Annotated in this window: 19 protein-coding genes; 8 read left to right on the top strand and 11 right to left on the bottom strand. The window is 72.3% G+C overall.

Features of this window, described 5'->3' with window-relative positions:
- Positions 1-158: 158 nt before the first annotated feature.
- From FB157_RS34985 to FB157_RS34950, 7 genes are read right to left on the bottom strand one after another with little or no spacing between them, the layout of a single operon-like run.
- Positions 159-2411 carry an AAA family ATPase gene (locus FB157_RS34985; protein ID WP_186581831.1) on the bottom strand — a complete coding sequence of 751 codons (2253 nt, stop codon included), beginning with the start codon at positions 2409-2411 and terminating at the stop codon, positions 159-161.
- Positions 2408-3052 carry a Mov34/MPN/PAD-1 family protein gene (locus FB157_RS34980; RefSeq protein WP_145884709.1) on the bottom strand — a complete coding sequence of 215 codons (645 nt, stop codon included), beginning with the start codon at positions 3050-3052 and terminating at the stop codon, positions 2408-2410. Before FB157_RS34980 ends, FB157_RS34985 begins: the two co-directional genes overlap by 4 nt.
- A 35-nt stretch (positions 3053-3087) precedes the next feature.
- A complete protein-coding gene (locus FB157_RS47675; protein WP_186581830.1) occupies positions 3088-4584 on the bottom strand; it encodes a hypothetical protein in 1497 nt (498 codons plus the stop codon).
- Positions 4565-5053 carry a hypothetical protein gene (locus FB157_RS34965; protein ID WP_145884706.1) on the bottom strand — a complete coding sequence of 163 codons (489 nt, stop codon included), beginning with the start codon at positions 5051-5053 and terminating at the stop codon, positions 4565-4567. The genes FB157_RS47675 and FB157_RS34965 overlap by 20 nt, the downstream gene beginning before the upstream one ends.
- Positions 5053-5481, bottom strand: a complete 429-nt coding sequence (locus FB157_RS34960; protein WP_145884705.1) for a hypothetical protein — start codon at positions 5479-5481, stop codon at positions 5053-5055. Before FB157_RS34960 ends, FB157_RS34965 begins: the two co-directional genes overlap by 1 nt.
- Before the next feature lie 10 nt (positions 5482-5491).
- On the bottom strand, positions 5492-7243 hold the full coding sequence (locus tag FB157_RS34955; RefSeq protein WP_145884704.1) for a ThiF family adenylyltransferase: 1752 nt from the start codon (positions 7241-7243) through the stop codon (positions 5492-5494).
- Positions 7233-7496 (bottom strand): hypothetical protein, encoded by a 264-nt coding sequence (locus tag FB157_RS34950; RefSeq protein WP_145884703.1) that lies wholly within the window; start codon positions 7494-7496, stop codon positions 7233-7235. The genes FB157_RS34955 and FB157_RS34950 overlap by 11 nt, the downstream gene beginning before the upstream one ends.
- A 447-nt stretch (positions 7497-7943) precedes the next feature.
- On the opposite strand from FB157_RS34950, the gene FB157_RS34945 reads away from it, so the two are divergent.
- The 3 genes from FB157_RS34945 to FB157_RS34935 all read left to right on the top strand — a co-directional run bounded on the left by FB157_RS34945 (position 7944) and on the right by FB157_RS34935 (position 11109).
- Entirely contained in the window at positions 7944-8594 is a 651-nt protein-coding gene (locus FB157_RS34945) for a DedA family protein (protein ID WP_261386724.1), read from the top strand.
- Between the two features lie 102 nt (positions 8595-8696).
- Entirely contained in the window at positions 8697-9479 is a 783-nt protein-coding gene (locus tag FB157_RS34940) for a class I SAM-dependent methyltransferase (protein ID WP_145884702.1), read from the top strand.
- A gap of 172 nt (positions 9480-9651) precedes the next feature.
- On the top strand, positions 9652-11109 hold the full coding sequence (locus FB157_RS34935; RefSeq protein WP_145884701.1) for a cell wall metabolism sensor histidine kinase WalK: 1458 nt from the start codon (positions 9652-9654) through the stop codon (positions 11107-11109).
- A gap of 114 nt (positions 11110-11223) precedes the next feature.
- Here the strand turns inward: FB157_RS34935 and FB157_RS34930 are convergent, their stop codons facing one another.
- Genes FB157_RS34930 through FB157_RS34915 form a run of 4 tightly spaced genes read right to left on the bottom strand, consistent with a single transcriptional unit; the run spans position 11224 to position 14178 of the window.
- Positions 11224-11895: a hypothetical protein gene (locus tag FB157_RS34930; protein ID WP_145884700.1), complete on the bottom strand. Its 672-nt coding sequence runs from the start codon at positions 11893-11895 to the stop codon at positions 11224-11226.
- A 10-nt stretch (positions 11896-11905) separates the two neighbouring features.
- Positions 11906-12724: a class I SAM-dependent methyltransferase gene (locus FB157_RS34925; RefSeq protein WP_145884699.1), complete on the bottom strand. Its 819-nt coding sequence runs from the start codon at positions 12722-12724 to the stop codon at positions 11906-11908.
- Positions 12725-12729: 5 nt separating this feature from the next.
- Entirely contained in the window at positions 12730-13035 is a 306-nt protein-coding gene (locus tag FB157_RS34920; protein ID WP_145884698.1) for a 4a-hydroxytetrahydrobiopterin dehydratase, read from the bottom strand.
- Between the two features lie 48 nt (positions 13036-13083).
- Complete coding sequence (locus FB157_RS34915; RefSeq protein ID WP_145884697.1) at positions 13084-14178, bottom strand: ADP-ribosylglycohydrolase family protein; 1095 nt, start codon at positions 14176-14178, stop codon at positions 13084-13086.
- 68 nt (positions 14179-14246) lie between these two features.
- On the opposite strand from FB157_RS34915, the gene FB157_RS34910 reads away from it, so the two are divergent.
- The 5 genes from FB157_RS34910 to narH all read left to right on the top strand — a co-directional run bounded on the left by FB157_RS34910 (position 14247) and on the right by narH (position 22317).
- On the top strand, positions 14247-15095 hold the full coding sequence (locus tag FB157_RS34910) for a helix-turn-helix domain-containing protein (RefSeq protein WP_145884696.1): 849 nt from the start codon (positions 14247-14249) through the stop codon (positions 15093-15095).
- A gap of 97 nt (positions 15096-15192) precedes the next feature.
- On the top strand, positions 15193-16056 hold the full coding sequence (locus FB157_RS34905) for a helix-turn-helix transcriptional regulator (protein ID WP_145884695.1): 864 nt from the start codon (positions 15193-15195) through the stop codon (positions 16054-16056).
- Between the two features lie 52 nt (positions 16057-16108).
- On the top strand, positions 16109-16930 hold the full coding sequence (locus FB157_RS34900; RefSeq protein WP_145884694.1) for an SAM-dependent methyltransferase: 822 nt from the start codon (positions 16109-16111) through the stop codon (positions 16928-16930).
- A 108-nt stretch (positions 16931-17038) separates the two neighbouring features.
- Positions 17039-20722 (top strand): nitrate reductase subunit alpha, encoded by a 3684-nt coding sequence (locus FB157_RS34895; RefSeq protein ID WP_145884693.1) that lies wholly within the window; start codon positions 17039-17041, stop codon positions 20720-20722.
- A complete protein-coding gene (gene narH / locus FB157_RS34890) occupies positions 20722-22317 on the top strand; it encodes a nitrate reductase subunit beta (protein WP_145884692.1) in 1596 nt (531 codons plus the stop codon). The genes FB157_RS34895 and narH overlap by 1 nt, the downstream gene beginning before the upstream one ends.
- Positions 22318-22319 lie beyond the last annotated feature (2 nt).

Here is a 22319-nt window from a genome sequence, read left to right as displayed (position 1 = left end):
AAACCGGATGCACCCCGGCAAAGGGTCCCCTGACGCCGGGCCGCTGGACGACGAGCTGCCCCGGTGGCGGGGACGATCCGCCGGGGCCCGTCCCCTCGGAACCGGCCCCGGCGGGCGCTCACCCGGTCGAACGGGCGGGCGCCCCCGGCGGCGACACGTCAGGTGGGGCGGTCGTAGGGGAGCTGCGCCCGCGGACGCCCGTTCGTGCCCGCGGTGTGCGCGCGGGTGCCTGCGCGGACCGCGGCCAGGCCCTGGAGAACGTCGTCGTGGGAGACCGGCAGGAGTTCCTCGAACCGGCCTCGGCGCAGCGCGGCCAGCCGTGCCTCCCGGGCGACCATCGCGATGCCGGCTCCCGACATGCCGTCCGACCGTCGCGCGTACTCCGGGATGCGGTCCGCCACCGCGCCCTGCGGCAGGTAGAGCGCGAACAGGGCCGCCCGCCCCGCCTCATCGGGCAGCGGCACCTCGATGTGCAGGCCGAGCCGGCCGGGCCGCAGCAACGCGGGGTCGATGCGCTCGTGGTTGTTGGTGGCGCCGACCACCGTGACATGGCCCAGGTCCTCCAGCCCGTCCAGTTCCGCGAGAAGCTGGTTGACCACCCGGTTGGCCGCACCGCCGTCCCCGCCGCCGCTGTTGCGCCGCGGTGCCAGGGCGTCGACCTCGTCGAAGAAGAGGATGCTCGGGGCGAGGTTCCGGGCCCGTTGGAACAGGTCGCGCACCGCGCGCTCCGACTCGCCGAACCACTTGTCGAGCAGCTCCGGCCCGCGTACGGACAGGAAGCGGCTGCCGCACTCGTGGGCGAGCGCGCGGGCGAGCAGTGTCTTGCCGGTGCCGGGCGGGCCGTGGAAGAGCACGCCCCGCTCCACGCGCACCCCGGCTTCCGCGAACAGCGCCGGGTTGCGCAGCGGGAGGATCAGGCGTTCGCGCAACTGGGTGACCGTGTCGTCGAGACCGACCACGTCGGCGAACCCGGTTGTCGGCAGTTCCGGGACGACGCCACCGATCACGGACGGGGTGACCAGGGTCAGGGCGGCCGTCCAGTCCGCCTCCTGGATACGCAGGGCACAGACCGGTTCGAGCGCCTCGCCGGGCGAGGCTGTCCCCTCCCTCTCGTACGCGGCCTCCGGGTCCTCGGACTCGGTGCCGTGCGCCGCGTCCTCGTGCTCCAGCATGTCCAGCGGGAAGGCCCGGCGCAGCGCGACGCGGCCCGCCTCGTGGCACAGGGCCGCCAGGTCGGCACCCACGAAGCCGGAGGTACGAGCCGCCAGATCCCGCAGCAGGGCGGTCCGTGCCGTCTCGTCGTCGGTGGCGAGGGAGAGGTCCCGGGTGTGGATCGCCAGGATCGCGCGGCGGTCCGCCTCCGAGGGAAGGGGCATCCGGATGCCCTGGCCGAGCCGGCCCAGGCGGCGGATCGCGGCGTCCACGTCGTCCGGGCGGCTGGTCGTGGCGATGATCACCGGCCGGTCCGGCCGGTCCAGCAGTTCGTGCAGCAGCCCCAGCAGGGAGCCGCCCACGACGGGGGTGTCACGGGCCGGTGCCAGGTAGTCGACGTCCTCCAGGACGACCAGGCGGGTCCCTTCGCCGTCGGCGACCGGACGGAACGCGTCGCGCAGCTCGGCTTCCGCCTCCTCCCGCTGCTGGGTGACGAGCGCCGACCCGCGCAGCATGACCGTCTCCACGCCGTCCTGGGCGCACCGCATGCTCACCGCGCGCGCCAGTGTCGTCTTGCCCGTGCCCGGCGGACCGTGCAACAGGATGCCCGCCGGGGCGTACACGCCGAGGCTGCGCAGTTCCTCGGCCCGTCTGAGCGGCACCTCGATCTCCCGGCGCAGCAGCGCCACCACGTCGTCGATGCCGCCGAGGTCCTCGTAACCGGGCCAGACGGCGCGCAGCGCGGGGGAACGCTGGACGGTGACCCGCAGCAGGGGATCGACGGCGGCTACGGGGACTTCCGTGCCCTCGGCGACGACACGGTCCACGACGTACTCCCCGTACCCGTCGGCACCGTCTCCGGCCGCGCCCAGCGGGCGGTGGCAGAAACGCAGGCCCGGATAGAGCGGATAGCGTCCGGCGGCGAGAAAGTCACGCAGCTCGGGACCGGAGGCCGTGCTGCCGCGCAGCAGGTTCAGCCGCACCTCGTCGGCGGTGGGGACGGGCCCGTGCTCCGGCTCGACCCGGACCTCGGTCCCGGCGGCGCAGCCGAGCGCCCCGCGTTGCCAGCGGTCGAGGGCGATCTCGGGCTCCGGGCCGAAGCGGTCGGCGAGGTCCCATACGACACGGCAGTAGATGGCGGCGTCGGGCGTGGCCACCCGCAACAGGTCGCCGGCCGCCGAGCCCGGCGCGTTGGTGAAGCAGTGGCCGTGGATGACCTCGTCGTCCGTGAGTGCCCGGACCGTGACGCCGTCGTTCACCGTTCCTCCTCCGTTCGTCGTGCGGCGGACGTCCGCCCGGAGACATGGACGGAGACGATCCCGCCGGAGCCCACGACGTCCCACAGGCCGCGCAGCCCCGGGTCCGCCGCGCCGCTCAACGCGTCGGCCAGCCGGGCCCCTTCGTCGAGCATGAGCCCCACGGGCTCGTCACGGATGCGCAGGGCACGGCGCGCGCACTTTCGCCCCCAGGCCTGGATGCTGTGGCCGCGGGTGAACGGATCGGCGACGACGGCGACGGCGGACGCGTCCAGGTCGGTCCAGGTCGTGAGCGTGTGCTGGTCCTGCTCGGAGAGGAACACGCCCATGTGCGGGTGGCTGTGCACCCAGCCGAGCACCGTCGCCACGCAGTCGCCCAGCGGGGTCCGCCGTACGGTCTTCAGGGTGTCGTGCACCCCTTCGATCACACCGGTGTCGAACGAACAGCGCGTCGGGGTGGAGACCTGCTGCGGCGGGAAGACCGCGGCCGTGATCTCGACCAGGCCCTCCGACCGCCTGCCGACCAGCACGCCGCCGCGCTCGGTGGCGAAGCGGGCGAAGTACGCGAGCAGGGTGTTGCCCCATGCCCGGTCCAGGGCTATGTCGTCTCCGGGGTTTCCGCGGATCAGTGACCTCGGCATCATCCGTCCCTGCGCCGATGGCGGTGAGTGTGGCTCGGTCACGCCGCGCACGGCTCCGCTCCTACGAGTACCAGGGGCAGCGGGCTGCCCGACCGGCGGTAACGGTCCAGGACGGCGTCGCGCACGGCCTCCGCCGTCTCGGTGGGGAGCACACCGTCGACCAGCCCGATGCGCAGCGCCTTGCCGCGTTCGTCGAACACACCGATCTGGTCGTCGAGTCCGTCCTTGGTGACGTCGACCACCACGGGGCGGAACTCGGGGTCGAGCGCCCGCCAGCTCGCCGAGGTGGCGTGGTCGGTGGCCGACAGGAACACCGACAGACCGGGATGGGTGTGCAGCCAGGTGATGTTCACGACGTCGTGGTGGTCGGGGCCGAGGGAGTCCAGTGCGTCCCGCACCCGTTCGACCTCCAGGACGGAGAACTCGCACCGGACCGAGCTCGCCCAGGTCTGCTGCGGCAGGACGACGCCGACGATCGTCCACAGTCCGTCGTCCGTCCGCGCGGTGAGGGCGACACCGCCCTGTTCCCTGCGGTGGTCGGCGGGTTCGCTGAGTGCGTCAGCGAGGTTGCGCCAGAGTTCGGCGTCGATGCCGACCTCCGGGGCCCGCGGTTTCCTCGAGGCCGGTCCGGTGTCCTCGTCCCCGCCCTGTTCCTCGGCCGCGTCCACCGGGTCCGGCGTGTCCGGCGTGTCCGCAGTGTCCACCGGGTCCGGCGTGTCCGGCGTGTCCGCTGTGTCCACCGGGTCCGGCGTGTCCGACGGCCCCGTGGATTCGGCACCGGGTGTCGGGGCCGCGTCCGGGTCCACGTCCCCTGCCTGATCGTCGGGGCCCGTACCGGTGGCGGTACCGGCCGCCGCCGGGTCCTGGTCGGCCGTCTCGGTGCTGACGTCCGCCTCCTTGCCCGGGCTGCCCGACGGGTTCTCCCCCGGCGGGTCCGCTGCCGCTTGCGCGGCAGGTGACGGCTCGCCACGGGGTGTGCCGTCCGGGACAGCGGCCGAGTGGCCATCGGCCTGCACCGGGCCGCGTGACTCCGCGTCCTTTGCCGGGCCGCCTGACTCCGCGTCCATTACCGGGCTGCCTGACTCCGCGTCCTTTGCCGGGCTGCCTGACGCCGCGTCCTGCACCGTGCTGCCGGACTCCGCGTCCTGGATGTGCCGGACCGCGTGGAGCAGGACACCGGCCTGGGCGAGTGCGACCACCGGGATGACGGCCCAGACACCAGCGGAGTCCCCGCTCCGCAGCAGGGCCACCGACAGGGCGGTCAGTACCGCGCAGGGCAGCACCGCCGCGAACAGGGCCGCACTCATGTCGGGGCCGGCGGGGCGGACGGACGGACGGCTGGTGAGCCACTCGGAGGAGCCGAGCCAGGCGGCGGCCGTCGCCGCGAGCCCGACCACCGCCGCCCGGCGGCCGCTCGGCACCGCCCAGCCGACGGACAGGAGGTAGAGGACGAGGAAGAAGGCGGGGCCGACCAGGGCGAGGGGCAGGGCGAGGCGCAGACTCGGCGCCCGGTGTTCAACGTGCCGGACTGTCATGATTCTCCGTGTTCAGAAGCTGCTTGACGTATTCGAGGGCGGCGCCAAGCGTGCGGCTCGACAGCTGGGCGTCGGACCAGGCGTCCGTGTACGTGAACCAGCACACGTGGGGCAGCCGCAGGCCGAGCCACGGGCACCACGCGGCATCGCCCTTCGGTGGCCAGATGTTCACGTGCCGGATCTGGGCATTCGCCGGGGCGGTGATCCAGACCGTGGGCAGCCGCTGGTGCAACATGCCCACGTCCATGACGAGTTGGTAGTCCTGCCGGATCCGGGAACCGCCGCCGACGACGCCTCTCACCCGGGCGCTGACGGCGCGCACATCGGGCGGCCCGACCGCCGGGTAGGGCGAGAGCAGCGTCCGCCATCGCGCCATCAGCAGCGCGCTCTGCCGGGTCTCGCGGGCCAGGACGCCGATGCCGGGGAAGTCGGTTCGCAGAGCCCACACTTCCGCTTCGGTGACGGGCATCAGCGCGCCCGGCTCTTCATGTTGGTGTTGGCGAGAACCTGGCGGGCGGCCTCCAGGAAGTTCGACAGGGAGCGGTTCTCCTGGGGTATGTGCTGCCAGGCCGCACCCGTGGTCCCCCAGCACAGGGTCGGCCGCCGGTCCCCGGTGAAGGGACAGGCCTCCCTGGGCCGGAAGATGTTGACGTGCTGGATCTCGGCGTCCGAGGGCGAGAAGATCCAGACGACCGGCAACTCGTCGCGCAGCCGGGCCACATCGACCAGCAGCCGGTAGTCCTGGGGCCGTGCGCGCAGGGACATGTTCGCGGAACCGAGAATTCCGCGCAGCGTCACCGCGACACTGGTGACCCAGTTGTCCTGGTCCGTCACCAGGGGCTCGAGGTCGAAGAACTGGGCCTTCGCCTGGAGGAACTCATGCGGTGCAACAGCCACGGCCTCACTCCTAGTCACTCGTGCCGAGCAGCGGGTCGCCCAGGTGGGCCGGACACTCCGCCGGGTCCCGTTCGCCGGCCAAGTGGCCGCTGAAGGAGACCTCGGTGCCGTCCCAGACGTGGAAGCGCCGGACCCGGTCCGCCGCCCCGGCCAGCGTCGCGATGAGCGCCGCGGCCTGGGCGGCGCCGACGACCGCCGCGCTGGTGACGAGGGCCTGGACGGGTATGCCGTCGACCACGTCCGTGCAGGACCGGCGGACGGGATCGTCGGCGATGGAGGTGCCGAGCCAGCACACGAGGCACATGCTCGACGTACTCGGGTCGCACACGTGCACGCGGCCGATCACGCCGTCCACCGCTCCGTTGACGAGGGGCAGCTTGTGCCGCTCGGCCAGCACGTTCAGCGTCCACCGGGTCTGCTGGTTGTCCGGGCAGGACAGCACCGCCGTCGCCGCGGCCAGCTCCTCCTCCAGCCGGGCACGTGACCGGGCGACCTCGGCCAGCCGGGCGCGCAGCTCCGGCGGGCCGCCGAGCGCGGCCGTGTCGACGGCGGCCGGCGCCCCGAGGAGTTCGGGACCGATCACCGTCGCCAGGGCCTCGACCTCCAGTTCCGGGTCGATCTCCCGCAGTCGCGCGGCGGTGCGCTCGGCCTTGGGGGCTCCGATGTCGCTGTCCCTGAAGAGGATCTGCCGGTTGAGGTTGTGCAGCTCGACCCTGTCGTCCATGTCGACGACGGTCAGGTGCGCCACGGCGCCGCTCGCGGCCAGCACCCCGGCCGCCCAGCCGCCGAGCGCCCCGGCGCCGCACACCAGGACCCGGGCGTCACGGCGCGGCAACTGCTGCCAGGACTCGGGCAGTCCACCCCCGTCCTCCGGGACCACGCCCTCCAGCGGAGACCAGAAGCAGACCGGTGCACGCCGGGGCGGCCGCCGGGCGGGTACGATGACCAGGGGCGTGCGGGTCCGGCCCGGTTCCCGCACCATGACGGACGCCAGCACGTGGTCCTCGTCGACCACCGCCGTCACCCTGGGCCGCACGGGCAGCCCGTCCAGCTGAACCGAGAAGTCGCCGAGCTGCTCCGCCCCCGCCACCTGCTCCAGCACACCCTGCAGGTCCGGCTGCGGATTGCCGTTGCGCATCAGGTGTTCCGCCGCCGCGCCGGCGCCGGGGGCATGCAGCATGAGCCGCTCCTCCGCCCACTGGGACACGACGGCGGGGCCGTCCACCAGTGCGCCGAGCTCGACCAGCGCCGCCTGCGCCAGCAGTCCCCCGCACACGGCGCCCAGCGCAGCGGTCAGCAGGCCCGACTCGTCCTTCGCGTCCGGCATCGCATCGGGTCCCACCCTGACGGCCGCGGGCAGCACCTGCCCCCACACGTCCACCGCGCCCCAGCCCGCGACCGCCTTCGTCTCGGCTGCCCGTGGCACGGCCAGAGTCAGTTCGCGGCCGTCCGGGGGCCGGTTGTCGCCGAGCACGCGCACCGACCGGTTCGTCTCCTGGGCGCGCAGGGCGAGGGCCTGGTCGAGCGGCTGGTCCAGGTCGTCGCGGCAGAGCAGGAACTGGTCGGCGATGTCCCGCTCCGTCACGGGCCGGTCCATCCCGACGAGTCGGATGTGTCCGTGCCGGCTTCCGGCGCCCATCATGGCCAGACACTGCAGCAGATGGGTCAGGGCCGGTCCGGTGCCGAGTACGGCGATCCGCGCGTCGGCGACCAGCTCCTGGACCAGGAGTCCGCTCTGCCGGGCGTAGCGCTCAACGGGCATGGCGGACCTCTGCCGTGCCACCGCCGACGACACCGTCGCCGGGCAGTCCCACGGACAGCACGGTGTTGGCGTATTCCTCCACCGGCCGGTCGTCGACCACCTGCCCGTTCTTGTCCCGCACGCTGAAGCGGCTGCCCGCCGCGATGAACCCGCTGTCGTCGACCGCCTGACGCACGGTCTGGCCCGGCTGGATGGTGACGTCCTGGCGTGCGTTGGAGATCGCGTTGCGCAAGGTAACCGTCGTCGTGCTCATGGTGATCTCTTTCTCTTCGTGGAGATCGGCGTCGAGTCGCGAAGACATGGAGAGAACACGTGTTGATGGGCCATCGGATGCCGTGCCCACGCCTTTCGTCGCGGACGCGGACGCGAACGCGACGGAATGGGTGTTCCCCCGTCGAAGAATCCCCCCGGATTCGGCCAGACCCCCCTGTCACCCCTCGGGTCGACAAGTATGAACCGGGGGCAGGGTTTCGTGAAGACAATGCGAAAAAGTCAGCAGCATATTCCGCCCCCGATCCCCCCGGATCGATTATTCATTCGATGATGTGACGCAAGTGGCGCAGTATTGGGACGGGTGTTCCAAAAGGGAGAGCTGAATTCTTCGATCCGCGAAAGCACATCTCCCACAACAGTTTCATCCGCTCGTCGTTCACCGGGTACGACAACCGTCCGTACGCCGACCATCCCCGAGGAGCCCGCGTTGGAGCTCGCCGTCAACGTGCTGAATGCCCAGTCGATGATCACCGCCTTCGGGCTGGCCGGCATCCTGGTGATCGTGTTCGCCGAGACCGGACTGCTCGTCGGCTTTTTCCTGCCCGGCGATTCACTGCTGTTCCTGGCCGGGGTGGGCGCCTCCGGAGCGGCGGACCAGGTCTTCGACCGACCCGGCTTCCACCTGTCACTGCCGGGGCTGCTGGTCGGTGCGCCCCTGTGCGCGATCGCCGGGGCTCAGCTCGGCCACCTGCTGGGCGCACGGCTGGGGCCGAAGCTGTTCACCCGGCCGGACTCGCGGCTGTTCAGGCAGGAGTACGTCGACAAGGCGGAGGCATACTTCACCCGCTACGGCGCGGGCAAGGCGGTCGTACTGGCACGGTTCATGCCCATCGTGCGTACGTTCCTCAATCCCGTCGCCGGTGTCCTGGGTATGCGGGCGGGCGCGTTCCTGCTGTGGAACGTGGTCGGCGGCGTCGTGTGGACGACCGGGGTGATCCTGCTCGGCCACCGGCTCGGGGACTCCCTCAAGGGCAGCATCGACTCGTACCTGCTGCCCGCGATCGGGCTGATCATCGCGCTGTCACTGCTGCCCGTGCTGGTCGAGGTGATCCGCTCCCGCCGAGCCGCCGGCCAGTGACGTCGGCTCTCGCAGCGGCTCCCCGCCGCTCTGCGGAGAGGCCGTCCCGCTCGCCCCGGGCTACGCTGCCGACGGGGGCTGTCGTGGATCACGGAGTCAGCCATGCCGAAGCCCGAGCTGTCGAGGAACCGGTCGTCTCTCAGGCACAAGCTCCGCTATGCCGTACGGCACCCCGGGCGTATGCCTATCTATCTGCGCCGCGCCGCGCGGGACACCTGGCTGGGCTTCCGCCACCGTGACCACGTCGCGTACTACCGCGCCGTCATGGCCTCCGACACCGCGCGGAGCCCCGAGCGTGCCGTCGGCAGCGCCTCGGCGGCCCGCTGGCTGGCGCTCGGGCAGATGCAGTTCGACTACCTGGTCGAACACGGCCTGAAGCCGCAGGACCGCATGCTGGAGATCGGCTGCGGGAACCTCCGCGCGGGGTGGCGGTTCATCGACTACCTCGATCCCGGTCACTACTACGGCATCGACATCTCGCCGGACATCCTCCTGGCTGCGCAGCGCACCCTCGTCCACCGTGGCCTGCAGAGCCGCCTCGCCCACCTGGCCCTCGTCGAGAACCTGACGCTCGACTTCCTGCCCCCGGGCCGGTTCACCGTGGTGCACGCCCACAGCGTGTTCTCGCACTCGCCGCCGGAGGTGATCGACGAGTGCCTGGCCAACGTCGGGCGGGTGCTGGCCCCGGGCGGCTTCTTCGACTTCACCTACGACCGCACGGAGGGTCCCGAGCACCAGGTGCTCCACGAGGACTTCTACTACCGCACCGAGACCCTCCTCGCGCTGGCCGAGCGGCACGGCCTGACGGCTCGTTTCATGGACGACTGGGAGCGGCGTCCGCACGGCCAGTCGAAGATCCGGGTCACGCACGCGGCGGCAGAGTAGGCGTCCGGCGACACGAATCGGTCTCCAGGGGGTTCGCCCGGCTTGACAAGCAGATGCGTCAGAGCTGGTGAGAGCCCAGTAAGAGGAGTCGCCGACAGCCCTCGGGCGCTGCCGTCGGCGGTGTCGGCCAGGCACACTGGCTGCGCCGACCCGCCCGGAGGAAGCCCCGCCCATGGACAGCACACGACAGCGGCTCGCGATCCTGCACCCCCGTCGCAGCCTGGGCACCGTGTTCGCCCTCTCCTTCGCCTGCGTCACCGCTGCCACCACCCTGCTCGGCGGCTTCGTCAGCTACAGCGTGGCGGCGCGGATGGTGCGGGTCGACCAGGACGACGTCTTCCGCGGCGTGGTGGGAGACCTTCACCAACAGGTCGTCCAGCAGCCTCTGTCGCCGCCGGACTACTTCAGCGTCAGCCCCGACCGCGACAGCCCCCGCGACGACCTTTCGCGCCGCATCCGCACCGACGTCCAGGTCCTCGGTGCCGCGGGCCGCGTCGAGGAACACGGCTACCCGGCGCTGAAGGTCCGCGCCGCCGACCGCGCCGCCGCCTCACACTCCAGGGCCGGCCACACCGTCTACTACAGGACCGAGATCGAGGGTGACCGCTATCGGGTCGCCACCGTCGCACTCGGCGGCGGCCGGGGCGCCGTACAGGTGGCGCAGCAGTACAGCGACACCGAGGACCTGCTCCGGGAGCTCAAGGAGCGCACCGTCGAGCTGAGCGCCGTCGTCATCGTGGTGGCCGGCCTGGCGGGCTGGTGGCTGGCGCGCAGGATCGCCGGGCGGCTGGTGCGGCTGACCCGGGTCGCCGAGGACGTGGCGCGCACCGGCCGGCTGGACACCGAGGTCCCCGTCGCCGGGCAGGACGAGGTCGGCAGGCTCGGGCGGGCGTTCGACGGCATGCTCGGGCGGCTCGCCGCCTCGGAGGAGATCCAGCGTCGCCTCGTCCAGGACGCCGGGCACGAACTGCGCACCCCGCTGACCTCGCTGCAAGCCAACGCGGCACTTCTGGACCGCATCGACCGGCTGCCGCCGCAGGCGAAGGCGGACCTGATCGCGGACATGAAGAGCGAGACCCGCGAACTGGTCAACCTGGTCAACGAGCTGGTCGAGCTGGCCGCCGGGGACCGGGACGCGGAGCAGCTCACGGAGGTGACCCTGGGCGCCGTTGCCGAGGACGCGGCCGCCCTCGCCCGGCGCCGTACCGGCCGGGAGATCGTCGTCGACGCCGACGACACCGTCGTACGGGTCCGGCCGTCCGCGGTGCAGCGGGCGCTGTCCAACCTGCTGGAGAACGCGGCCAAGTTCGACCGGGACGGAAGCGAGCCGATAGAAGTCGTCATCAGGGGCACGCGCGTGGAGGTGCGCGACCGCGGGCCGGGCCTGGCCGACGCCGACCTGCCCCGTGTCTTCGACCGCTTCTACCGCGCCGACAGCGCCCGCAGCCTGCCCGGCTCCGGGCTGGGACTGGCGATCGTGCACGCCGTCGCCCTCACCCACGGCGGAACGGCCTTCGCCCGCAACCGCCCCGGCGGCGGCGCGGTCATCGGCTTCACCACCGCCCCGCCCGCCTTCGGCGAACACCCTCGTACGGCACCGACGGCCCACTCCGCCACCACGTGCCGCTGACCGGCAGAACCGGCCCGGCCGCCCTCGGCGCACCCCGCGCCGGGGCATATGTGCGACGGACTCCCGGCGGACACCGGTGGTGACGGGTCGCGGGCGCGGCCACACCGGTCGTCGTCAGCCGCGGGGCGGCCCCGGATTCCAGGACCGGTACGGCGCGGCTCCTGACGCGGATTGCTGGTGCGGCATCGCCGTGGGTGCTGGGCGGTGGGTGCGCAGCAGTGCCTCGAACCCGTCCCGCAGTTCCCGTGCCTTGTCGGGCCGGGCGGTGTAGGCGACGACGGATCCGTCGACGCACTGTGTCGTCACCACGGCGCCGGTGCTCGGATCCGCCTGCCCCGGCCACACTCCGCCGAGGGCGGTGGCAGGTACCCACCCCGGCTCGGACTCCGGGCCGCCCGCGCGCCGACGGCGCAGCACCTTGCGCCGATAGCCCGGGATCAGCAGACCAGGGAGCGTCACCACGACGAGGAGGAAGAACACGATGCCCCCCACCACCCCGGCCGCCCACCGGACCAGCGCGAGGAGCGCCGCGTAGCAGGCCGAGACGATGAACACCCAGAGGCAGCCCACCTGGACGGCGTGCGGCGCACCCGCCTTGTCCGACAGGCTGTGGAGGCCGACCGAAGCGAGCAGGACCAAGGCCGTGACCCAGCCGGCCGTGTCGCCGAGGAACGCTTCGGCGACACGGCCGGCGAGCCGGTCGCGCCTGACGACGAAACCGTGGTCATGGAATTGAACGCATACACGTCCCCCGGGTGTGGCTCTGACGCCGGCGATCTCACGCATGCCGCTCACCCTAGCCGGGACGTCCGCCGCTCAACTGCCCCCTGACCTGCTGCTGTCCATCAGTTCCCGCCGCCTGCCCGCGAGTTGCCGGCTGCTTCCGGTACGAGCGCAGGCCGAACCGGGGGTCGGGGCGGCGGCGGTCCTGGTCGGGCAGGGCCGCCAGCCGCTCGGCGAAACCGTCGACGCGCGGGTCGTCGGGCGGCAGCGCGGTGAACCAGCCACGCCGCAGGTCGGCGATGGTGGAGCGGGGGCTGCGGCCCTGTCCGAGGCCTGCGAAGGCGGCCTGTCCGGCGGGCTGCAGCCCGTGCTCGGCAGCGTGGGCGGTGAGGACGTCGGCGGCGTCCCGGGCGGGGCGGCGGGGGCGCGGGGCGAGGACGGTGTCGATGTCGCTGCCGACGTCGTGCGCGGCGGCCTTGTCGACGGTGGTGACGTAGACGCCGCCGGGCCGCAGCACGCGGGCGCACTCGGCCACGACGGCGCGGACGTCTGCGGGGTCGGACAGCAGGTGCAGCAGCCAGATGCTGGTGACCGCGTCGAAGGTGGCGTCGGCGAAGGGCAGCCGGCGGGTGTCGGCCAGCAGGACCGCGCCGGGCAGTCGGGCCGCGGCCGTACGGACCATGTTGGGGGAGAGGTCCGCGCCCGCCACCCACATTCCCGGGCGGGAGGCGGCCAGGCGCCGGGTGACGATGCCGGTGCCGCAGGCGACGTCGAGGAGACGGCCCGGCCGGTCGGGGATCAGGCCGAGGACGGCGTGTGCGGCGGCTTCGGCGCGCGGCTCGCCGCCGCGGGACGCGTCGTAGGCCCCGGCTTCCTTGTCGTAGTCGAGCACACCGCTCAGTGTGACCCGTGACCTGGGGCGATGTCCTCCACCCTGTGGGCGAGTTCGAAGTCCTTCCCGGTGACGGCGCCGCCCGCGCTGTGGGTGTTCACGCTGAGGGAGACGGTGTTGTATCCGAGGGTCAGGTCGGAGTGGTGGTCCAGCTCGTCCTGGATCCGGGCGATGTGCACGACCAGCGCCGTGGCGGCGAAGTGCGAGCCCAGCCGGTAGGTGCGGGTGAGCCGGTCGCCCTCCACCGACCAGCCGGGCAGCTCGGCCAGCCGGTCCTCGATCTCCTTCTGCGACAGCGGTTCGACGGCCATGACCGGTCTCCCTTCGGGGCGGGCTGGTACGCGTTCAGCCTGCCACGTTCAACCGCGTACGCGCTCCGCGGCGAGGTCGTCCGCCAGCGCGGCGATGCGGGCGCGGCCCTCGATCCGCTCGACCCAGGCGTGCGGCAGGCCGACGTCGCCGTGCCGGGCGCCGAGCAGGTTGCCGCAGATCGAACCGGTGGAGTCGCTGTCACCCGAGTGGTTGACGGACAGCAGCAGGGCGTCCTTCACCCGGGGCTGCGCCAGGGCGCAGTACACGCCGAGGGCGAGGGCCTCCTCGGCGACCCAGCCCGCACCCAGTGACTCGACCTTCTCGGCGGTCGGCGCCCCGTCCGCGGCCAGGTCGAGGGCCTCGCGCAGGGCCGCCGAGGTCTCCTCGTGGCCGGGGTGGCGCGCCAGCAGCCGCTGGGTACGCAGCACCGCGCCCTCCAGGGAGTCCCCGGCGACGAGGTGGGCCACGATCGCGGCCAGGGCGCCCGCCGCGTAGTAGCCGGTGGGGTGGCCGTGGGTGATCTGGGCGCCGCGGGCGGCCATGGCGAAGGCCGCGTCGGGCGTGTTGACCAGGCCGAAGGGGGCCGAGCGCATCACCGCGCCGCAGCCCTTGGAGTCCGGGTTGACCTCCCCCGGGCTGCCGTCGAGCGGGAGCTGGGGGTCGGGCGCGTACATCTGGGCGACTCCCGACAGGCAGGCGTTGCCGGGGGCGCGACTGGGGGTGCCCCCTCCGGGGGAGTACAGCCAGGCCTCGGCGAGCAGGCCACCGGCGGGCTGTGGTCCGGCCTCCTCGGGGCCCGCCTTCGACTGGGTCTGCAGCCACCGCTCGTACGCCTGGCGCAGCAGCAACGCCCAGGCGCCGCCGATCCCCTTCTCCCGTTCCCGGGCGTGGGCCTGGACGAGGGCCTCGACGGTGAACAGGGTCATCTGCGTGTCGTCGCTGATCCGGCCGACCACCCCGCGCGCACCGGGGACGAGGCCGGTCACCCCGCGCTCGCCGTGGGAGACGCGGATCCGGTCGAAGGAGGCGAACTCGACGGGGAAGCCGAGGGCGTCACCGACGGCTCCGCCGAGCAGACAGCCACGGACCCTGGACCGGTAGACCGCCTCGGCCTCCCAGGACCGCTTCCACGGCTGGTTCATGCGGGTGCTCCTCGACTCCGGCGCCCGGCTGCGGCCGGCCGGCCGGCTCCTCGACTACGGTCGTGCGTATGACCATTGTCGCGACCGGCCCGAACGCATCCGCCGCCACCCCCGTCGACAGGACCGACAAGGCCGACAAGGGCATCGGCCCGCTGCTGCGCGCCTGGCGGGAGCGGCGCAGGATCTCGCAGCTGGAGCTGGCGCTGCGCGCCGACTCCTCCGCCCGGCACATCAGCTTCATCGAGACCGGCCGCTCCCGTCCCAGCGAGGAGATGGTGCTGCGGCTGGCCGAGCACCTGGACGTGCCGGTGCGCGAGCGCAACGCCCTGCTGCTGGCGGCCGGTTACGCCCCGCACTACCCGGAGACCCCGCTGGACGACCCGGCGCTGGACGCGCTGCGCGACGGCATGGAGCGCCTCATCCAGGGATACGAGCCGTATCCGGCGCTGGTGGTCGATGCCGGGTACACCGTGGTGGCCGCCAACCGGGGCATCACGATGCTGCTGGAGGGCGTCCCCGAGAAGCTGCTGACGCCCGCGCCGAACGCGATGCGGCTGACCCTGCACCCGGAGGGACTCGCGCCCCGCATCCGCAACCTGCGCGAATGGCGCGGACATCTGCTGGCACAGATGGAGCGGGAGATCGCCCTGCACCGCTCGGACCAACTGCGCGCCCTGTACGAGGAGGTGGCCGCCTACCCGGTGCCCGAGGGCGCGCCCGGGGACGAACCGGCCGAGCCGGTGCCGTACTTCGCGCTGCCGATGCAGATCGAGCACGACGGCCGGATCCTGTCCTTCGTGTCGTCCATCTCCACCTTCAACACGCCCATGGACGTCACGGTCGCCGAACTCGCCATCGAGACGTTCCTGCCCGCGGACCCGGCGACCACCAAGTACCTTCACACACTGGCTGGTTGACGAACTCGCCCGGGGCCGACTCCCCTCGACCGCGTGTGCGAAACGCCGTCGTCTGACAGACTGCCCGCGTACTTCGGCGCGTAGGGGAGGGCGTGGCGTGAGTGAGCGGCGGGCTGCGCCCACCGTGGGCCAGGTGGTGCTCGGCAAGCGGTTGCAGGAGCTGCGGGAGGCGGCCGGCCTCAGCCGCGAGGAGGCCGCCCGGGTGCTCCGGGTGGCGTCGGCGACCGTACGGCGGATGGAGATGGCCGACGTCTCGCTGAAGATCCCGTACGTGCAGGTGCTGCTGACCACCTACGGGGTGCCCGAGGAGGAGTCGGCCGCGTTCGTGCGGCTGGCCGAGGAGGCGAACCAGCCGGGCTGGTGGCAGCGCTTCCACGACGTGCTGCCCGACTGGTTCAGCCTGTACGTGAGCCTGGAGGGCGCCGCCCGGATCATCCGCTCCTACGAGCCGCACTTCGTACCCGGCCTGCTGCAGACCGAGGAGTACGCGCGTGAGGTGATGGAGGCCGGGACGATAGGGCAGACCGGCCCGGAGACGATCGAGCGGCATGTGTCGCTGCGCATGGAGCGGCAGCGGCTGCTGGAGCGGGACGATCCGCCCCACCTGTGGGTGATCATGGACGAGACGGTGCTGCGGCGTCCGGTGAGCATCCGGCCCGAGGTGATGCGCGACCAGCTGGACCGGCTGCTGGAGTACGCCGAGCGGGACCGGGTCACCCTGCAGCTCGCCGAGTTCGCGGCCGGCCCGCACCCGGGGACGTACGCCCCGTTCACGCTGTTCCGGTTCGCCGAGCCGGAACTGCCGGACATGGTGTTCACCGAGTACCTGACCGGCGCCCTGTACCTGGACTCGCGCCGTGAGGTCTCGGCCCATCTGGAGGTGCTGGACCACATGACGGCCCGGGCCGCCTCCGCGCAGCGCACGAGGAAGCTGCTCCGGGAGTACCGCGAGAGCTTCTGACTTCCCCTGCGAACCCTCCGACACCCCTGTGAGCAGCTGAGGAGCGCACCGCATGACCGGACCGGACGCCGCGCCGCCCACCGCGATCGACACCAGCAGGCCGCATCCGGCGCGGGTGTACGACTGGTGGCTGGGCGGCAAGGACAACTACCCGGTGGACGAGGAGCTGGCCCGGAAGATCCTGGCCGCGGACGGCACGGCGGTGCGCGGTGCGCGCGCCAACCGCCGGTTCATGCACCGCGCCGTGCGGGCGGCGGCCGAGGCCGGGATCCGGCAGTTCCTGGACATCGGCACCGGCATCCCCACCGAGCCCAATCTGCACCAGGTGGCGCAGGGAGCGGCCCCGGAGTCCCGGGTGGTGTACGCGGACAACGACCCGATCGTGCTGCGGCACGCCGAGGCGCTGCTGCGTGGCTCCGCCGAGGGCAGCACGCAGTACATCCACGCCGACGTCCGGGACCCCCGGACGATCCTGCGGCGGGCCGGGGAGAGCCTCGACCTCGGCCGGCCGGTGGCGCTGTCCCTGATCGCGCTGACCCACTACCTGGGCGACGGGGCCGATGCCGGTGACGACGTGTACGACCTGGTCGAGCGCTATGTCGCACGGCTCGCGCCGGGCAGCTTCCTGATCCTGTCCCAGGTCACGCAGGACCTCAGCCCGGACGGGGTGGCCCGGGCCGCCGAGCTGTTCCGCAGGAGCGGCACGCCCTTCCACCCGCGCACGCTGCCCGAGTTCCGGCGGTTCTTCGACGGTCTGGAACTCCTCGGTCCGGGCGTGATCCCCGTGCACGGGTGGCGCCCGGAGCCCGAGGACGTGGCGGCGCAGGCGGAGGGTGTGGTGCCGGTGTACGCGGGGGTGGCGCGCAAGCCCTGACCCGGACGGGTGACCGCCCGCGCCGGGTGACCCGTACGGCGGTCTGAACAGGTGGGTGTCCCTGCCCGCCCCTAGGTTCTGAACCATGGGGTGAGCAAGGGAGCACACGTGACGGACACGCGGACACCACCGGGGGAGCCCGGCGCGGCGCTGCTGAGCGCCGGGCGGTTCTTCCGGCACGGCACGCCCGCGTCCGGCCTGCACAGCGTCACGCTCACCGGCGGCCGGGAGGCGGACGCCTTCTACCGGGACCGGTGGAGCCACGACAAGGTGGTGAACTCCACGCACGGGGTGAACTGCACCGGCTCCTGCCGTTGGAAGGTCTACGTCAAGGACGGGATCATCACCTGGGAGACCCAGGAGACGGACTACCCGTCGGTGGGCCCGGACCGCCCCGAGTACGAGCCGCGCGGCGCCGCGTTCTCCTGGTACACCTACTCCCCCACCCGGGTGCGCTACCCGTACGTCCGGGGCGTGCTGCTGGAGCTGTACCGGGAGGCGAAGCAGCGGCTCGGCGACCCGGTGCTGGCGTGGGCGGACCTGCAGAACGACCCCGAGCGGCGCGGCCGTTACCAGCGGGCCCGCGGCAAGGGCGGCCTGGTGCGGGCGAGTTGGGACGAGGCCGTGGAGATCGTCGCGGCCGCCCAGGTCCACACCATCAAGGCGTACGGGCCCGACCGCATCGCCGGCTTCTCGCCGATCCCGGCGATGTCGATGGTGTCGCACGCGGCCGGCGCCCGCTACCACTCGCTGATCGGCGCGTCGATGCTGTCGTTCTACGACTGGTACGCGAACCTTCCGGTGGCCTCCCCGCAGGTCTTCGGCGACCAGACGGACGTGCCGGAGTCGGGCGACTGGTGGGACGCCGCCTATCTGGTGATGTGGGGCTCGAACGTGCCCGTGACGCGGACCCCGGACGCGCACTGGATGGCGGAGGCCCGCTACCGCGGCCAGAAGGTCGTGGTGGTGGCGCCGGACTACGCGGACAACGCCAAGTTCGCCGACGAGTGGCTGCACCCGCACCCCGGCACCGACGGCGCGCTGGCGCTCGCCATGGGGCATGTGATCCTCAAGGAGTTCTTCGTCGACCGGGAGACACCGTTCTTCGCGGACTACGTACGGAAGTTCACCGACCTGCCGTTCCTGGTGACGCTGGGCGAGCGGGACGGGGCACACGTACCGGACAAGTTCCTGCGCGCCGCCGATCTCGGCCAGGGCGGCGAGGGCGCGGAGTGGAAGACGGTCGTCCTGGACCGGACGAGCGGCCGCGCGGTCGTCCCGAACGGCTCCCTGGGCTTTCGCTGGACCGAGTCGGGCAAGGGCAGCTGGAACCTCGAACTCGGCTCCGTGCAGCCGGAGCTGAGCCTGTACGGCCATGAGGCGGCGGCCAACGTCGAGGTGCTGCTGCCGCGGTTCGACACCGAGGGCGGGGAGCACGGCCAGGGGCGCGGGGACGTACTGCGGCGCAGTGTGCCGGCGACGCGGCTGGGCGGTTCGGGCGGCCCGCTGGTGACGACCGTCCACGATCTCCTGCTGGCGCAGTACGGTGTGTGGCGGCCCGGCATGCCGGGCGACTGGCCCGCCTCCTACGAGGACGCCCGCTCCCCGGCGACGCCCGCCTGGCAGGAACGGCACACCTCCGTCCCGGCCGCCCGGTGCGTGAAGATCGCCCGTGAGTTCGCGCGGACCGCCGAGCGGTCCCGGGGCCGCTGCATGATCCTCATGGGCGCCGGCACCAACCACTGGTTCCACTCCGAGACGATCTACCGCGCCTTCCTCGCCCTGCTCCAGCTCACCGGCTGCCAGGGCCGCAACGGCGGCGGCTGGGCGCACTACGTCGGCCAGGAGAAGTGCCGGCCGGTGACCGGCTGGGCGACGCTTGCCGCCGCCTCCGACTGGGCGCGGCCGCCGCGGCAGATGATCGGCACCGCGTACTGGTTCCTCAACACGGACCAGTGGCGCTACGACCGCTTCGGCGCCGATGCGCTGGCCTCGCCGCTCGGCGAGGGCAGGTTCGCGGGGATGACGGCGGCCGACTGCCTCGCCCTGTCGGCCCGCGCCGGCTGGATGCCGTCGTACCCGACCTTCGACCGCAACCCGCTCGATCTGGGCGAGGTGTTCGGCGACCCGGTGGCGCGGGCGGTGGCCGAACTCCGGGCGGGCACGCTCAGGTTCGCCTGCGAGGACCCGGACGCACCGGAGAACTGGCCGCGTGTGCTCACCCTGTGGCGGGCCAACCTGCTGGGCTCGTCCGCGAAGGGTGCCGAGTACTTCACCCGGCATCTGCTCGGCACCCAGTCCTCGCTGCGCGCCGAGCAGGCCGCGCCCGGCGAACGGCCCCGGGACGTGGTCTGGCGGGAGGAGGCACCCGAGGGCAAGCTCGACCTGCTGCTGTCGCTGGACTTCCGGCAGACCTCCTCCACCCTGCTGTCGGACGTGGTGCTGCCGGCGGCCACCTGGTACGAGAAGCACGACCTGTCCTCCACCGACATGCACCCCTATGTGCACTCCTTCACCCCGGCCGTGGACCCGCCCTGGCAGGCGCGCACCGATTTCGACGCGTTCAAGGCGCTCGCCGAGAAGCTGAGCGAGCTGGCCGTGGACCATCTGGGCGTCCGCAAGGACCTGGTGGCGACCCCGCTCCAGCACGACACCCCCCAAGAGACCGCCCAGCCCGGCGGGGTGGTCCTGGACTGGAAGCGCGGGGAGTGCGACCCCGAGCCCGGGAGGACACTGCCCAACCTGACCGTCGTGGAGCGCGACTACCCGGCGGTCGGAGCCAAGTTCGGCGCGCTCGGCCCGCTGGTGGAGCAACTCGGGCTGCCCGTCAAGGGGATCGTCCTGCGACCCGACGAAGAGGTCACGCACCTGCGGGAGTTGAACGGCCCGGTGCGCGGCGGACCGGCCGACGGCCGCCCCTCCCTGGACACGGCGGTGAAGGCGGCCAACACCGTCCTGGCGCTGTCCGGCACCACCAACGGGCGCCTGGCCACCCAGGGTTTCCGCAGGCTGGAGCAGCGCACGGGCCGGGAGATGGCGCATCTGGCCGCCGAGCACGAGGGCAAGCGGGTCACGTACGCCGACACGCAGGCGGCACCGGTGCCGGTGATCACCTCGCCGGAGTGGTCGGGCAGTGAGTCCGGCGGTCGCCGGTACACCGCGTTCACGCTGAACACCGAGCACGGCAAGCCGTGGCACACCCTCACCGGGCGCCAGCACTTCTTCCTCGACCACGACTGGATCCACGAACTCGGCGAGGGGCTGCCGGTGTACCGGCCGCCGCTGGACATGAACCGGCTGTTCGGCGAACCGCGGCTCGGGCCCGACGGGCAGCGGGAGGTCACGGTCCGCCACCTGACCCCGCACAACAAGTGGTCGATCCACTCCGAGTACCAGGACAACCTGTTCATGCTGGCCCTCTCCCGGGGCGGCCAGAACATCTGGATGTCGCCGCAGGACGCGGAGGCCATCGGGGTCGAGGACAACGACTGGATCGAGGCGGTCGACCGCAACGGCGTGGTCGTGGCCCGCGCGGTCGTCTCGCACCGGATGCCGGCCGGCACCGTCTACATGCACCACGCGCAGGAGCGCACCATGAACGTACCGAAGACGGAGACCACCGGGATGCGCGGCGGCATCCACCACACGCTCACCCGGCTGATCCTCAAGCCGTCCCATCTGATCGGCGGCTACGCCCAGTTGTCCTGGGCCTTCAACTACCTGGGACCGACGGGCAACCAGCGCGACGAGGTGACGGTGGTGCGTCGCCGCAGCCAGGAGGTCGAGTACTGATGCGCCCGATGGCCCAGATCGCGATGGTGATGAACCTCGACAAGTGCATCGGCTGTCACACCTGTTCGGTCACCTGCAAACAGGCGTGGACCAACCGCCGGGGCATGGAGCACGTCTGGTTCAACAACGTCGAGACCCGGCCCGGGCAGGGCTGTCCGCGCCGCTACGAGGACCAGGAGAAGTGGCGCGGCGGCTGGGAGCTGAACCGGCGCGGAGCCCTGAAACTCAAGGCGGGCGGCCGGCTGCACAAGCTCGCCGGCATCTTCTCCGACCCCAGGCTGCCGGAGATCAAGGACTACTACGAGCCCTGGACGTACGACTACCGCAACCTCACCGACGCCCCGCTCGGCGAGGACTTCCCGGCCGCCCGGCCGGTGTCGTCCCTCGACGGCAAGCCGATGAAGATCGAGTGGTCCTCGAACTGGGACGACAACCTGGCGGGCGCCCCGGCCCACGGCGACCTCGACCCGATGGTGGAGCGGGTGCGCCAACAGGCCTCGGACAAAGTGAAGTTCGCGTTCGAGCAGACCTTCATGTTCTATCTGCCACGGATCTGCGAGCACTGCCTGAACCCGTCGTGCGTGGCCTCCTGCCCGTCGGGGGCGATGTACAAGCGGGCCGAGGACGGCATCGTGCTGGTCGACCAGGACCAGTGCCGGGGCTGGCGGATGTGCGTGACCGGATGCCCGTACAAGAAGGTGTACTTCAACCACGCCACCGGCAAGGCCGAGAAGTGCACGCTGTGCTACCCGCGGATCGAGGTCGGGCTGCCGACGGTCTGTTCCGAGACCTGCGTGGGCCGGCTGCGCTACCTGGGAGTGATCCTCTACGACGCCGACCGGGTGACCGCTGCCGCGTCCGTGCGGGAGGAGAAGGAGCTGTACGAGGCCCAGCTGGGCGTCTTCCTCGACCCGGAGGACCCCGCGGTGCGGCAGGCCTGCGAGGAGGCGGGCGTCCCGCACGACTGGACCGAGGCCGCCCGCCGCTCCCCCGTGCACGCGCTGATCAGCAGGTACCGGGTGGCGCTGCCGCTGCATCCCGAGTACCGGACGATGCCGATGGTCTGGTACATCCCGCCGCTGTCGCCGGTGGTGGACGCGCTGGCCGGGACCGGGCACGACGGCGAGGACGCGCGGAACCTGTTCGGCGCGATCGACACGCTGCGCATCCCGCTGGAGTACCTGGCGGAGATGTTCACGGCGGGCGACACCCGGCCGGTGCGGGCCTCGCTGGAACGGCTCGCGGCGATGCGCTCCCACATGCGCGCGCTCAACCTCGGCGAGCAGCCCGACCCGGCGATCGCCTGCGCGGTCGGGATGGGGCCGCAGGAGATCGAGGAGATGTACCGGCTGCTGGCGATCGCCACGTACGAGGACCGGTACGTCATCCCGACCGCCGCCGTGGGCGACGCCCGCCGGCTGGAGGAGTCGGCGCTGCCCGGGGGATGCAGCCTCGACTACGAAGGCGGGCCGGGCATGGGCGGCGACGGCCCCTTCGGCCAGGACTCCGGCCGCAGGCGGCTGCCGCTGGTGTCCGTCGAGAACTTCAATCTGCTGCGCAGGCGGCAGACCTCGGACCACGCGGACGACGCCTAGGA

The sequence above is a fragment of the Streptomyces sp. BK340 genome (genome assembly GCF_007827595.1).
GTDB lineage: Bacteria > Actinomycetota > Actinomycetes > Streptomycetales > Streptomycetaceae > Streptomyces.
This window is presented reverse-complemented; position numbering and strand designations above follow the sequence as displayed.

What these genes read in the sequence shown, in the direction of transcription:
- FB157_RS34940 (WP_145884702.1), top strand. Translation starts at nt 8,697, where the DNA reads ATGCCGAAGCCCGAGCTGTCGAGGAACCGGTCGTCTCTCAGGCACAAG.
- FB157_RS34935 (WP_145884701.1), top strand. Translation starts at nt 9,652, where the DNA reads ATGGACAGCACACGACAGCGGCTCGCGATCCTGCACCCCCGTCGCAGC.
- FB157_RS34950 (WP_145884703.1), bottom strand. Translation starts at nt 7,496, where the DNA reads ATGAGCACGACGACGGTTACCTTGCGCAACGCGATCTCCAACGCACGC.
- narH (WP_145884692.1), top strand. Translation starts at nt 20,722, where the DNA reads ATGCGCCCGATGGCCCAGATCGCGATGGTGATGAACCTCGACAAGTGC.
- FB157_RS34930 (WP_145884700.1), bottom strand. Translation starts at nt 11,895, where the DNA reads ATGCGTGAGATCGCCGGCGTCAGAGCCACACCCGGGGGACGTGTATGC.
- FB157_RS34920 (WP_145884698.1), bottom strand. Translation starts at nt 13,035, where the DNA reads ATGGCCGTCGAACCGCTGTCGCAGAAGGAGATCGAGGACCGGCTGGCC.
- FB157_RS34910 (WP_145884696.1), top strand. Translation starts at nt 14,247, where the DNA reads ATGACCATTGTCGCGACCGGCCCGAACGCATCCGCCGCCACCCCCGTC.
- FB157_RS34955 (WP_145884704.1), bottom strand. Translation starts at nt 7,243, where the DNA reads ATGCCCGTTGAGCGCTACGCCCGGCAGAGCGGACTCCTGGTCCAGGAG.
- FB157_RS34915 (WP_145884697.1), bottom strand. Translation starts at nt 14,178, where the DNA reads ATGAACCAGCCGTGGAAGCGGTCCTGGGAGGCCGAGGCGGTCTACCGG.
- FB157_RS34980 (WP_145884709.1), bottom strand. Translation starts at nt 3,052, where the DNA reads ATGATGCCGAGGTCACTGATCCGCGGAAACCCCGGAGACGACATAGCC.
- FB157_RS34900 (WP_145884694.1), top strand. Translation starts at nt 16,109, where the DNA reads ATGACCGGACCGGACGCCGCGCCGCCCACCGCGATCGACACCAGCAGG.
- FB157_RS34965 (WP_145884706.1), bottom strand. Translation starts at nt 5,053, where the DNA reads ATGCCCGTCACCGAAGCGGAAGTGTGGGCTCTGCGAACCGACTTCCCC.
- FB157_RS47675 (WP_186581830.1), bottom strand. Translation starts at nt 4,584, where the DNA reads ATGACAGTCCGGCACGTTGAACACCGGGCGCCGAGTCTGCGCCTCGCC.